The 12,825-nt window shown below is 69.7% G+C and carries 12 protein-coding genes; 5 read left to right on the forward strand and 7 right to left on the reverse strand.

The window, feature by feature from the left end; genetic code table 11:
- The first annotated feature begins 17 nt into the window (after positions 1–17).
- On the forward strand, positions 18–839 hold the full coding sequence (locus tag E0H92_RS38785) for an IclR family transcriptional regulator domain-containing protein (protein ID WP_131461054.1): 822 nt from the start codon (positions 18–20) through the stop codon (positions 837–839).
- Between the two features lie 8 nt (positions 840–847).
- Positions 848–1,279 (forward strand): VOC family protein, encoded by a 432-nt coding sequence (locus E0H92_RS38790; protein WP_131461053.1) that lies wholly within the window; start codon positions 848–850, stop codon positions 1,277–1,279.
- Here the strand turns inward: E0H92_RS38790 and E0H92_RS38795 are convergent.
- The 3 genes from E0H92_RS38795 to E0H92_RS38805 form a co-directional block, all read right to left on the reverse strand.
- Positions 1,276–1,737, reverse strand: coding sequence for a hypothetical protein (locus E0H92_RS38795; protein ID WP_131461052.1), 462 nt, complete (start codon positions 1,735–1,737; stop codon positions 1,276–1,278). The genes E0H92_RS38790 and E0H92_RS38795 overlap by 4 nt on opposite strands.
- Before the next feature lie 7 nt (positions 1,738–1,744).
- On the reverse strand, positions 1,745–2,329 hold the full coding sequence (locus E0H92_RS38800) for an RNA polymerase sigma factor (protein WP_202874045.1): 585 nt from the start codon (positions 2,327–2,329) through the stop codon (positions 1,745–1,747).
- Between the two features lie 72 nt (positions 2,330–2,401).
- The gene (locus tag E0H92_RS38805) at positions 2,402–5,008 is read right to left on the reverse strand and encodes a CHAT domain-containing protein (protein ID WP_131499800.1); all 2,607 of its coding nucleotides are present in this window, start codon (positions 5,006–5,008) and stop codon (positions 2,402–2,404) included.
- Between the two features lie 48 nt (positions 5,009–5,056).
- On the opposite strand from E0H92_RS38805, the gene E0H92_RS38810 reads away from it, so the two are divergent.
- Complete coding sequence (locus E0H92_RS38810; protein ID WP_131461049.1) at positions 5,057–6,331, forward strand: S8 family peptidase; 1,275 nt, start codon at positions 5,057–5,059, stop codon at positions 6,329–6,331.
- Positions 6,332–6,524: 193 nt separating this feature from the next.
- Here the strand turns inward: E0H92_RS38810 and E0H92_RS38815 are convergent, their stop codons facing one another.
- Entirely contained in the window at positions 6,525–6,833 is a 309-nt protein-coding gene (locus E0H92_RS38815; RefSeq protein ID WP_131461048.1) for a hypothetical protein, read from the reverse strand.
- Between the two features lie 223 nt (positions 6,834–7,056).
- On the opposite strand from E0H92_RS38815, the gene E0H92_RS38820 reads away from it, so the two are divergent.
- A complete protein-coding gene (locus tag E0H92_RS38820) occupies positions 7,057–8,502 on the forward strand; it encodes an alkaline phosphatase PhoX (protein ID WP_131461047.1) in 1,446 nt (481 codons plus the stop codon).
- Here the strand turns inward: E0H92_RS38820 and E0H92_RS38825 are convergent.
- On the reverse strand, positions 8,490–9,584 hold the full coding sequence (locus E0H92_RS38825) for a serine hydrolase domain-containing protein (RefSeq protein WP_131461046.1): 1,095 nt from the start codon (positions 9,582–9,584) through the stop codon (positions 8,490–8,492). The two genes, E0H92_RS38820 and E0H92_RS38825, sit on opposite strands and share 13 nt — an antisense overlap.
- Before the next feature lie 71 nt (positions 9,585–9,655).
- On the opposite strand from E0H92_RS38825, the gene E0H92_RS38830 reads away from it, so the two are divergent.
- The gene (locus E0H92_RS38830; RefSeq protein ID WP_131499801.1) at positions 9,656–10,237 is read left to right on the forward strand and encodes a TetR/AcrR family transcriptional regulator; all 582 of its coding nucleotides are present in this window, start codon (positions 9,656–9,658) and stop codon (positions 10,235–10,237) included.
- On the opposite strand, the gene E0H92_RS38835 is transcribed toward E0H92_RS38830, so the two are convergent.
- Entirely contained in the window at positions 10,203–11,318 is a 1,116-nt protein-coding gene (locus tag E0H92_RS38835; RefSeq protein ID WP_238173791.1) for an MFS transporter, read from the reverse strand. The genes E0H92_RS38830 and E0H92_RS38835 overlap by 35 nt on opposite strands.
- A gap of 198 nt (positions 11,319–11,516) precedes the next feature.
- Positions 11,517–12,812 (reverse strand): BNR-4 repeat-containing protein, encoded by a 1,296-nt coding sequence (locus tag E0H92_RS38840; protein WP_131461043.1) that lies wholly within the window; start codon positions 12,810–12,812, stop codon positions 11,517–11,519.
- Positions 12,813–12,825: the final 13 nt, after the last annotated feature.

Below are 12,825 nucleotides of genomic sequence, written 5' to 3' on the forward strand. Positions count from 1 at the left end.
ATCGGGAGGATCAGCAGATGGCAGGCCGTGGCGCGGGTCCGGATTTCGTCGAGGCGCTGGCGCGTGGGCTGGACGTGCTCGCCTGCTTCGACGTGGACCACCGCACGATGTCGCTCACCGAGGTCGCGGCCGCCGCCGGCCTGGCCCGGCCGACCGCGCGCCGGCTGCTGCTGACGCTGGAGGAACTCGGCTTCGTCCGCACCACCGGCGGCTCGTTCCAGCTGACGCCCAAGGTGCTGACGCTCGGCATGGCGTACGTCGGTTCGCTCGGCCTGTGGGACATCGCGAAACCACACCTCGAGACCCTGGTCGCCCGCACCGGCGAGTCGTCGTCGATGGCGCAGCTCGACGGCTCCGACATCGTGTACGTCGCCCGCGTGTCGGTGCCGAAGCTGATCGCCTTGCGCGTCGACATCGGCACCAGGTTCCCGGCCGCGCAGACCTCGCAGGGCAAGGTCCTGCTCTCGGCGCTCTCCCCCGATGCGCTGGCCGACGTACTCGCGCAGCCGAGCCGCGCCGGACTTCCGCCGTACATCGGCCGCACTCCGGACCAGCTGCGTGACGAGCTGACCGAGATCCGGGCGCGCGGCTGGGCGCTGGCCGACGAAGAGCTCGCGCCGGGCGTCCGCTCGGTCGCCGCGCCGGTACGCGACGGCACCGGGACGGTCCGGGCCGCGATGAACGTCACCGTGCACGCCGCCGAGACATCCGTCGACACGCTCCTGCACGACCACCTCCCGTTGCTGCTACGGACCGCCGGAGATGTCAGCGCGGAGTGGGCGCTCTGGCAGTCTCGCCCGCACGTCGAGGTCGAGCAGCGGGACGAAACGACTGCTTGAATGGAACTATGACTGTTCTCGACTCGCCCATCCCCCGGTTCCATCTCGCGATGCCGGTCGACGACCTGGACGCGGCCCGGCACTTCTACGGCGAGGTGCTCGGCCTCGAACAGGGCCGCAGCTCCGACACGTGGATCGACTGGAATCTGCGCGGCCACCAGTTCGTCACCCACGTCGCGCCGGAGAAGACGAAGCGCATCCACAACCCGGTCGACGGGCACGACGTACCGGTGCCGCACTTCGGGCTGATCCTGACCGTCGACGAGTTCCAGGCCTTCGCCGCGCGGTTGCAGGCGGCCGGCACCGAGTTCGTGATCGAGCCGTACGTACGGTTCCAGGGCCAGACCGGTGAGCAGTGGACGATGTTCTTCCTCGACCCGGCCGGAAACGCCCTGGAATTCAAGGCGTTCGCGGACGACTCCCAGGTGTTCGCGGCCTAGGGCGTGACCCAGCCGGTGAGGATCGTCGTACCGGATTGCGTCGTGCACACCAAGCGGTAGGGAATGTTCGGCGGCGGGCCGAGCACGAAGAACCCGAGTTCGTCGATCTCTGTCTCGGCCAGCTTGCCGCCGTCGCCGCGGGCCGTGACCGTGCCGACCTCAGGCGGGTCGAGCTGGCCCAGGACCGCGGTCGGTGTCAGCTCGAGCTCGACCGTCCAGCCGTCCGACGCGAACGTGAGCGACCGCAAGATCGCGCTCTCCGACCGGATCGCCAGCGCGTCGATCGGATCCTGCGCGGAGTCGTAGGTGAGCGCCGCCAGTTCGGCGTCGATGGTCCGCCATGCGAACGCCGCCTTGCCGGCTTCGACGAAGGCGGACGGAACTTCGTCCGCGGACGCCAGCGCGTCCCGCAGGGCTTCGATCAACTTCTCGTCGTCGTGCCAGTCCGGATCCATCACGGTTCTCTCACCCCCTCGTCCTGTCATCGGGTCCGTCCGCCGCCAGCCGTGCCAGCGCGGGAGTTTGTCGTAGCCGGGTCAGGCACCGGGCCCGGTTCGGGCCGATGCTGCCGACCGGCACCTGCAGCCGCCGGCTGATCTCGTCGTACGGCGCCGGCGGGTCCTGCATCAGCAGTGCGAGCAGGACCTGGCAGCGCCGCGAGAGTTCCGCGAAGGCGGTGCGCAGGATGGTCTTGCGTTCGTGCCGAAGTACTTCTTCCTCGGCGATCGCCTGCTCGGGGACATCGGGTGCCTGCACGAAGTCCACCGGCTCGACCCGGCTGCTCGCGCGGATCAGCCGAAAGCACTCGCGCTGGGTCGTGGTCGCGATCCAGCCCGGTAACGCGGCCGGCTCCCGCAGACCGGGCAGGTGCTCGACCAGCCGCAGCCACACGCTCTGCCCGACGTCGTCGATATCCGGCTGCGCCAGGCGGCACCGCCGGCACACCGAATAGACGAGCGGCGCGTACCGCTCCACCAACTCGTCCCATGCACCCTTGTCGCCGTCCCTGGCCCTGGTGACCAGGTCGACGACTGTCGGATCATCCCGCACGCCGTCCCCCTTCCTCACCGGACCGCCGTACCTCTCTACTGGTACAGAGCGATCCGGACGACCGCTGATACATCAAGCCCCGAGTGCGACGAACGAACGACCCGCCGCATCGGCCACCGGATCACCTCGCGTCCCCACACGAGCCGCGGCGAACGCCGCCGCAAGCGACTGGCCAGCCTGCAGGTTCTCGTGCGTCGCGAGCATCAAGGGCGCGGTTGCCGGGTCGTTCACCGGTACGACGCTCGCCAGGATGCCCGCCGCGCCCAACGGGATCAGGCTGCTGCTCAACCCGAGCAGCTCGTCCGCGCCGACCGGCTTCGCCAGTCCGGAGTCGCAGCTCGACAACACCATTCGGTACGGCGCTCTGCGCAGCCGCTCGAAGTCGTACACGGTCAGCGGTCCGTCGTCGAGCCGCAACGACGAGAACAGCGGACTGTCCGCGCGGAACGTGCCGTGCGCCGCGATATGCGCGATCCAGGCGCCGTCGAGTGCCCGCAGTACCTTCTCCGCGGTCGCGTCGCCGTCCGCGAGCACGGTCGCGTCCGGGTACTGCTTCGCCAGCTGCATGACCTCGGCGCGACCCGCGGACAGACCCGGCCCGAGCACCAGCACGACACGACGATCTGCTGGTGGCCGCACCCGCCGCGCCCGCAACCAGACCGCCGCCGACGGCACCACGTTCACCGGCCGATCGACCAACTCCGGCACCAGCCCCCACGGCAACGCCTGCAACCTCCCCGGCGGCACCATCACAACGGGCCGATCCCCGAGCAGGTCCTGTGCAGACCCAAGAATCGCGTCCCCCAACCGCGCCCCCAACACATCCAGCGACGGCCCCAAATGCCCCGAGGGGGTGTGCGGGCGAGCGTGGGCGAGACGGCGGAGGCGGAAGCGGGATCGCTCGATCTCAAGTGCTGCAGCAGCCAGCGGACCCACCTCGTGCTTCGTGATCCGTCCGTCCCGCACCACCACCGCATACAACACACCACCCACCCCGACCAGCTCCACGAGCACGGTCTCCCCCAACGCCTCCACCAGCTCGTCCACGTCGAAGCGCCAAGCACCAGCGGTGCCGCCCCCTGGGCCGGCCGCGGCGCGGAGGGCGCGGTCGCGGACTGTCTTCTCCAGGCGTCGGCGTTCCTTCTCCAGGGACGGGTCGGGGGACGCGTCGAGCCGTCGTACGACGTCGCGCAGCGCCGCGAGTTCGCCGGCGAGTTGCTCGTCGTCCGGTGGTCGCACTGGCGGCACCCCGAGTGCCGTCGCCCGCCACCGCTCACCCCAGCTCAGCAACCGCCGCGGATCGTCCCGCCGCAGAGCGTCCCGCAACGCCAACTCAGCCAGCTCAGCCCCGTGCCCCGTCGCCAACGCCCGCAGCTCGGTCGCACCCATCGCCAGCCGATGCTCGTCCAACGCATCCAGCCCACGACCGCACGCCGACAACATCCCCCGAACGTCGCCCCGCGCATCAGCCCGCAAAGCCTTCCCCAACCACGCCGCACTCCGGGCGATCGGCGGCGCGTCCTTACTGTGCCGCCCGGCCAACTCCAACTGCCGATCAGCCGCCCGAGCCCGCCCAACGTCCAACGCCAACCGCCCCGCCAGCAAATGCGCAGCCGACGCCTCAGAAGCACCCAGAGCATCCAACCGCCCCGCCACCGCACTCACGCGCCGAAGCAACCGCTCCCCACGTTCCCCCGACTGATACCGCGCCTCCAGCAGCACCATCGACGAACGCACCGACCACCACTCCCGCCGCTGCGCCGAGAACAACCGTCGCGCCCGCTCGGCCCGCTCCCGCGCCGCCGCCGGATCTCCTGCCGCCAACGCAGCGGTAGCCGCCGCGAACAACAGTTCCCCGCGTTTGGTCGCCGTACCGCCCTCGGCCGCGACCGCCTGATCCATCTCGGCCAGCGCCTCCGTACTGAGACCGGCAGCAAGCAGTACGCCGCACCGATCGATCGCCAGATCCGGCCACACCACACCGACCGCGGCGAACCGCCGGCCCGCCTCGTCCAGACAGCGCAACGCCGTCGGCAGATCGCCGCGCGCATACGCGACCAGACCCCGATTCTGCCGCGCCTCGGCGTACTCGAACTCCTGCCCGGTCGCCGCATACAACTTCTCGGCCACCGCGAAATCCGCGTCCGCCCGCTTCGTACCGCCCAAAGCCAGCTGGATGAATCCGCGATAGTTCCGCGACCGCGCTTCCCAGACCTGATCACCCGACCGCCGCAACCGCGTGATCGCCGACCGCAGATCGTCGAGTGCCTCGCGATGCCGCCCGAGCACCAGCAGTACGTCGGCGCGCCGCAGCAGCACCCGCCCGGTCAGCGCTCCGCGACTGAGGTCGACCGCACGATCGAGCCGCGCCAGACCCTCGCGGCTCCGCCCTGCCCGGCCGAGCGTTGCGCCCAACGTGGCAAGGACATCCGCCTCTCGCTCCGACCGCCCGGACCGTTCCGCCAATCGCAGCGCGGTCCGCAACTGGCGGACCGCGGTGGTGACGTCGCCGAGCTGCCGCAGACCGATGCCCCAGGCCTGGTGCGCGATCGACGCCTCGACCGCCGGCGGCGCACCGGCCAGCAGAGAGCGCGCCGACGCGATCGCGTCGTGCGGACGTGACAACGCGAGGGGCAGTAGATTTTCTACCGCCCCGGCACTCCCCCCTGCCGTCGGCATTCTGGAATAGTATCGGGCATTTCGACTGTCCAGGGGGGATGTAGGGAAATGGAAAATCAAACGACCGAACCGAAGTACATTGCTCAGATCGAGCTGATTCTCCGCGGATTCGAGGGTCAGGTCGAGGTGTTCCCGGAGGACTGGAAAAAGCGGCCCGAGGGAGCCGACTACCTGTACCGCACCGGCGTCGTCCTGGTCCGCGACGAGGACGTCCCGCGGGTGATCGAGCTCTTCCAGGGCGGCCGTCCGGACGAGGGCGGGATCGGCGGTGTCACCCGGCTGCTGCTGCCGGACCGCGTGCCGCCCGAGGCACCGGAGGATCGTTCACTCACCCAACGATTCCTGAAGTACGCCGACCTGCGGCTCGGACGCGGTGTCGTCACCCCGGAGCACCTGTTCTACGTCACGCCGAGCGTCAGCCCGTGCCCCGCGACCGAGCCCGAGGAGGTCACCCCGGGCACGCCGCCGGATCCGGTGCTGCCCACGCCGTTCCTGTCCGCGGGCGCCGCGGACGGTCGCGGGGTGAAGGTCGTCGTACTCGATGTGGGCTGGTCCGACGCGCCGGCGGCGTACTGGCTGACCGGGGTCACCGGCGACCCGGAGAACGCGTTCGACGGCGCCGGGCACATCCGGCCGTACGCCGGTCACGGGACCTTCATCGCCGGGGTGATGCGGGCGATCGCGCGCAACGTGGAGATCGTCGTCAAGAGCTACTTCACCACGGCCGGTGCGATGTGGGAGTTCGACCTCGCGCAGGCACTGGACGAGATCCTCGATCTGGCACCCGACATCATCAGTCTCTCGGCAGGTACCAGGACGCGGTTCGACCTGGCACCGCTCGCACTGGATGTCTTCGTCCAGACCCGGCTGAACCGTGTCAACGGCCTCACGCTGGTCGCGGCGGCGGGCAACGAGTCGTCCAGGGACTACTTCTGGCCGGCCGCGTTCCCTGAGGCCGTCGGCGTCGGGGCGCTCGCGGACAACGGGCGGGACCGGGCGTCGTTCAGCAACTTCGGCGGCTGGGTCGACGTCTACGCGCCGGGCGAGCACCTCGTGAACGCGTTCCTGACCGGCGACTACATCTGCACCGAACCGCCGAACACCGGCGAGCTGCGTTCGTTCCAGGGCATGGCGCGATGGAGCGGTACGTCGTTCGCGACGCCGCTCGTGGCCGGTCTGATCGCCGGGCGGATGTCCGTCACCGGTGAGAGCGGCAAGCAGGCGGCTGACGCGCTGCTGGCGTTCGCGCTCACGCAGCCCGAGCCGGGCACCGGGCCCGTTCTGCGCGCCGGCGACGCACTCGCGTCACTCGGCCAGAGCTGATCTGACCCGCCAGAACGTACGCGCTGACGCGGTGCGGATGTCCGGCCTGACCGCCCGGACCTCACGCACCGCGTCAGCTCCCCCTCTTGCGTGCCCCGCGCCGCCCTCCCCCCTGCAACGGCCCGAAGGCTCCCCCCACTTCTGCGGAGTCACCCTCGGTGCGGGTTGATACACCCAGTTATCGGGAAAGTTTTCAACGGCTGGGCGGCTGCGGCTGCTCACAAAGGAACGGCGCCCGGTGACCGCCGGAGTGGTAGCTGTACTGCTTCCCGCCGGCCTCGAGGACCGTCCGGTTCCCCGGCACCAGCGCCTGGGTATAGCGCATCCCCGGCTCCGGGCAGCCGAGGCTGCCGTCCGGCCAGGTGACCTCCTCGGAACTGACGACGGCCACCTCGGCCGCGTCCACCCCCAGCCGCTTGGTGAGGTCAGCCTTGGCTTGGTCGACCACACTCCCGGCCGGCTCGGAAGCGCTGCTGCTACTGCTAGTACTGCTCGGCGTCATCGACGGTTGTCCTCCAGTCACGGATTCATTGCCACACGCAACCAAAAGCACGGCTGCCGCCAGCACGGTCGTCACACTGCGCATCATGATCACCTCCCACAGTAGACGTCCGCACCAGAGGATTCGTTGCAGATCTTTTGTTCAAGTTCTGTTTCCCCTCCGTCAGCCGTCGGCGTGAAGGATCGCGACAACGTCCCGTCCACGTAGTCAGCAGGAGTAAGCCATGTCTGTCGATCGTCGTTCCGTCCTCCGAGGTGCCGCCGTCGGCGCCGCCGGGGTCGGCTTCACCACCGTCGGCGCCGTGCCGACGCTCGCCGAGGCCGCGCCGGCCTCGCACGGCGACCGTTCCCCGTTCCCGCAGCACAAGCCGTTCCCGCCGCTGCTGGACGACCCGAAGGGCCTCCTCGCCCTGCCGGCCGGGTTCAAGTACAAGATCGTCACCCAGGCCGGTGAGACCAAGCTGAAGACCGGTCAGCCGACCCCGAACGCCCACGACGGTATGGCGGTCTTCGCCGGCAGCCACGGCGGCTACCGCCTGATCCAGAACCACGAGATCAGCAGCAACGGACCGCTCGGCGTGGCGCCGATCGAGGGCACCGTCTACGACAGCGGCGTCGGCGCGGCCGGCGGCTGCACGGTCATCGAGGTGGGCCGCGACGGCAGCAATCGCGGCGAGTGGGTCGGCATCTCCGGCACCCTGACGAACTGCGCCGGCGGCCACACCCCGTGGGGCACCTGGATGACCTGCGAGGAGACCGAGAACAAGGCCAACGGCACCACCCGGCTCAAGGACCACGGGTACGTCTTCGAGGTCTGGGGCGACGGCAAGACCGCGCACCCGGTGCCGCTGAAGGCGCTCGGCCGGTACGCCCACGAGGCGCTCGCGATCGACGAGGACCGGACCCACATCTACCTGTCCGAGGACGCCTCCGGCCCGAACGGCACCTTCTACCGCTGGTCGGCGCCGCGCGGCTACCGGCTCAGCTCGCGCAGCTGGCAGGACCTGCAGAACAAGGACTTCGGCACGCTCGAGGCGCTGGCGATCCTCGGTGACGACGGCAAGCCGATCCCGGACGTCGCGTACCTGACGTCGGCCCAGCTGCTGCGCCCGTTCCGGGTCAAGTGGGTGCCGGTGCCGGACCGCGACGGCGCCACCACGTCGGTGCGCAAGCAGTTCACCGACGGCCAGATCACCCGCGGCAAGAAGTTCGAGGGCGTCTTCGGCACGAAGCAGGGCGTGTACGTCGTCAACTCGTACGCCGAGTCCGGTACCGCGGACCTGCCCGCCGACGCGGTCCCGCACGACGGCATGGTCTGGTTCTACGACTACGACGCCGAGACGATCCAGCTCGTCACCTACTTCCCCGAGAGCGCCATCGCGGACAGCGGCGACCCGGCGAAGTACGACGACTACAACTTCGACGGCCCGGACAACGTCACCGTGACCCCGTGGGGCTCGCTGATCCTGGCCGAGGACGGCAGCGCGAGCAGCCACGTGCTGAGCGCGACGCCGGGCGGCCCGACGTACGCGATCGTCCGGAACATGCTGAACGACTCGGAGTTCTGCGGCCCGGCGTTCTCGGACGACGGCAAGGTCCTGTTCGTCAACATGCAGACCCCGGGCATCACGTTCGCCATCACCGGCCCGTGGCGCGACTACCTCGGCTGAACGCTTCGAGCGCTGAGTGCTTCCAGCAGGGTGAGCGAGCGCGCGTCGGGTCCGACGCGCACCTCGTTCATCAGGTAGGAGAAGGCGGTCTCGCGACCCGGCCAGGCGCCGTGTCGCGAGCCGCCGGCTCCGGCGTGACCGAAGGCGTCGGCCTCATCGCCCATCCGCCCGTCGCCGGTCTGCAGCTCGTAGCCGGCGCCGTACCTGATCTCACTCCCCCACGTCGGCTCGGTTCCCCGCCGAATCTCACGGCGGCCCAGCGCGACAGTCTCCGGCGCCAGCACTCCGTCCGCATCAAGCAGTGACGCGTAGAACCGTGCCATCCCGCGCGCCGTCGCGTAACCACCGACCGCGGCCAGCCCAGCGGTGCGGTACTCGGCACTGTTCCAGATCTTCTCCGACCCCGGGATCCACAACGGATTCGGCCGGTTCAACTCGGTCCACGGCCCGTCGACGAGGACTCCGTCCGGCGCGACCATCGTCGCCACCCGCCAGTGCAGGTCCTCCGGTACGCCGATCCACACCTCGAGCCCCAGCGGTGCGGCAAACTCGTCCGCGAAGAACTGTCCCACGGTGCGCCCGTCCACCCGTCGTACCAACTCGTCCAGCAGCCAGCCCCAGGTCACCGCGTGATACATGAACCCGGTGCGCGGGTCGGACGCCGGCGCCTGCGCTGCCAGCTGCGCCGCCATCGCGTCGTGGTCGAGCAGGTCGGCGTACCCGGCCTCGACCCACGCCAGCCGCGCCTGATGGGACAGCACCTCCGCGATCGTCGTACGTTCCTTGCCCTCGGCACCGAACTCGGGCCAGTAGCGGCTGACCGGATCGTCCAACCGCACCTGGCCGCGCTGCACCAGCAGCAGGACGCACGCGCTCGTGAGGCCCTTGGTCCCGGAGAACATCAGATGCACAGTGTCGCGATCCCACGCCCGTCCGGTGTCCGGGTCCGCCGTACCGCCCCACAGGTCGACCACGAGCTCGCCCCGGTGGTACGCCGCGAACGCCGCGCCCAGCTCGCCGCGCTCGGTGAAGTTGCGCTCGAATGCCTCGCCGACGTCCTCGTATCCCGCTGCTGTCCACATAGGAGATGATAGTACCGATCGTTCTTAAGTAGGTCCAGCTCGGTAAGGTGGACCGTGGAGGTGGTGGCCCGATGCCGGTCAAGGCAGGGGAACGGCTGGATCCGGAGGCGACCAAGGCCCGGATCCTGAAGGCGGCGGCGGACGTGTTCGGCCGGCGCGGGATCCATGCGGCCGGGATCAACGAGGTCGTCGAGGCAGCCGGGGCATCCAAACTCACCATCTACAAGAACTTCGGCTCCAAGGAAGGGCTGGTCGAGGCGGTTCTCACAGACCGCACGCAGCGGGTCCGGGCGTGGCACCACCAGGCCGTCGAGCAAGCCGGCGGAGACGCGAGAGAGCGCGTTCTCGCGGTCTTCGACCTGGTCGCGAGCTGGTACGCCGAAGCCGGGTTCCGCGGCTGCGCGATGATGAACGCGGCCACCGAGGACCGCGGGCAGGACGGCGCCCCGCGACGGCTCGCGCAGGACCATCTCGCCTTCTACCGCTCACTGTTCGAGCGACTGCTGAGCGAGGCGCGCGACCCGAAAGCATCGGCGCGGCAACTGGTCGTCGTACTGGAGGGTGCGACACTGATCAGCGCGGTGGACCAGGATCCCGGGCTGGGCGCGGAGGCACGGGTCATCGTGGAGACACTGCTCGACGCGGCATTCTGAGCAGTACGGCGACACACGCGACGCCGGCGCCGGCCGCCAGCAGGAACGCCGCGCGGAAACCTGCTTGTTCCGCAACGAATCCGCCGAGCGGACCCGCGGCCATCACCCCGAGATCCCAGAACGACGTCATCACGCCCATCGACACCCCGGGCCGCAGACCCCGGACCCGATCCAGCGTCATCGAGACGCACGCCGGGTAGACCAGCGCCAGCCCGAGTCCGGCCAGTGCGGTGAAGATCGTTGCGCCGACCGGCCCGTTCGCTTCGGCGATCCCGATCAGCGCGGCAATCTCCACGGCGACGGTCGAGGCCGCGACCACGCGTCCGCCGTACCGATCGACCAGCGGACTCCCGGCGAACCGGACCACCAGGAAGGCCGCCGCGAACACCGCGAGCGCGACGTCGTCGACACCGATCCCGTCGGCCCGCAGCCGCAGTACGAGCAGCGCCGCCACCGTGCCGTAGCAGTACGCCGCCAGCCCGATAATTGCCCCGGGCAATGGAACTCCCCGCGGCACCATCTCCCGGATCGGCGCCAACCGCTCGCCCCGACCCGGCTCACGCCGCGTCGTCAAGACCAGCGCGGCCGACGCAGCGGACAGCGCGACAACCACCCACCAAACCCGATCTCCCACGAGAGTTCCCAGTAATGGGCCGGCGGCCAGACCACCCCACATCGACAGGCCGAACCAGCCCGCCACTCGACCGCGCTGCGCCGTCCGCGTCCCCGCCAGGACCCAGGGCAGAGCGGCCGAGAACAGCGCCGCCTCACCCGCACCCATCACCAAACGAGCCGCCATCAGCACACCCAGGCTCGGAGCTAACAGTTGCCCTAGGCCCCCAAGAGCGGCCAGCACTCCCCCGGCGACGACCACCGGACGCGACCAGCCCGCATCCGCCAGCCATCCGGCGAACGGCCGGCCGCACGCGGTCGCGAGGAACGCGATCCCGACCGCGGTCCCACTCGCCAGCGCGCCGCCGCCGAACTTCTCCGGCACGTACGACGGCAACGCCTGCAAGGCGGCCCCGAACGCCAGATACCCACACAGCACCGCCACCCACAACCGCCGCACCGGAACCATCACCCATAGATAGTACCGCTCGTTACCATCTCTCGCCAGGCGCCGCCCACCTCACCCGCGCCCCGCCCTCGCCGAACCCCCGCCTCCTGGATGCGACCTTGAGCACCCACCAACCATTTTCAGCACCGTCATTTGGTTGACCGGCGCCCAAGGTCACCGCTCCGTGGTTGGCCGGAGCCCAAAGACGCGCCGCTGGGGCTACCTGGGTCGGTTGAGGAGGACGATCTCGCAGTCGTAGTGCTGGGAGGCGGTCATGTGGCCGCGGAACCAGAGCAGCGGGACGCGCGTCGGATCGCCGGGAGCCACGATCGGACGGAGGTTGTCGGCGGTCGAGTTCTCGGTGACCGGCGTCCACGCCCACGTGGCCCCGCCGTCCGCCGTACGAGCGTGAAAGATCTCGTGGTGCTTCAGCGCGGTCCCGTCGCGGGGGTCGATCGGGGTGGAGACGTAGAGCGAGTCGACGTCGTACGGGTCGAGCGCGACCAGGCCGGTGTAGTCGTTCTCGTGCGGCAGGAGACCGTGCCCGGCCTTGGCCAGTTGCTGCACCTGCCAGGTCCCGCCCGGAGCCAGGCGCGCGTAGAAGAAGCGGTGATCCGGCACCGGATGGTCCCGGGCGAAAGCGTTTTCTGGTGTTTCCGGTACGTCGTGGCGGGCCAGCAGGATCGCCGCGAGGGTGCCGTCGCCGGCGCGGCGGATGTCGACGGTCCAGCAGTGCGTCATCGGCTCGCCGTCCCAGACCGAGTCGGCTGCGAGGACCGTGGTCAGTTCGACCTGCGACGGCGCGTCGGCATCCAGCGCGCTGTCGTCCACCACGGTCCCGTCGGTACGGTGCAGCGCACCGGCCTCCAGGTACCCGTGGTAGATCGAGTTGTTGTAGTCGCGCGGGTGGTGATCCGTCGTGATCAGATCTACGCGCGTCGGCGTGGAGACATAGCGCGTGTAGCCGTTGACGTAGCCGATCTTCGGGCGGGTGAAGAGCTTCCCGGCGTACATCCAGGTGTCGCCCTCGTCGTCCGACACCAGCGCACACGGGTCGTCGTTGACCGCTCTCGCGAAGCAGTACAACCGGCCGTCGAGTTCGTGCAGGTTCGAATACGTGACGCCACGACCGCCGGTGAACTCGCTCCAGTCGAACGACTGCTCCGGGCCCCACTTCCGCGGATCGCCCGGCTCGCTCACCCGCCACCGCGTCAGGTCGTCGGTCTTGTGCTTCGTGTACACGGCCAGCCAGCGCCCGTCCCTGCGTCGCCACAATGCCGGCACATCATGATCGTCGGCCTCGAACCGCTCATGCAGTACGACGACCTCCACCGAGCCGGTGCGCAAATCCACCACGCTCAACTCGACGTTGCCGGCTCGCGCATCTCCCCCGGGTCCCTCCGGCGCCGCGATCGACCCGACGACAAGCACACCGCCGTCCGGATCCACCACCGCCCGCTCATCCTGGAACCAGCACCAAGCACCGTTGTCGTTGATCACCCGAGCCGCGTCCATGGCCACTCAGTCT

It is taken from the genome of Kribbella speibonae, from assembly GCF_004331375.1.
GTDB lineage: Bacteria > Actinomycetota > Actinomycetes > Propionibacteriales > Kribbellaceae > Kribbella > Kribbella sindirgiensis.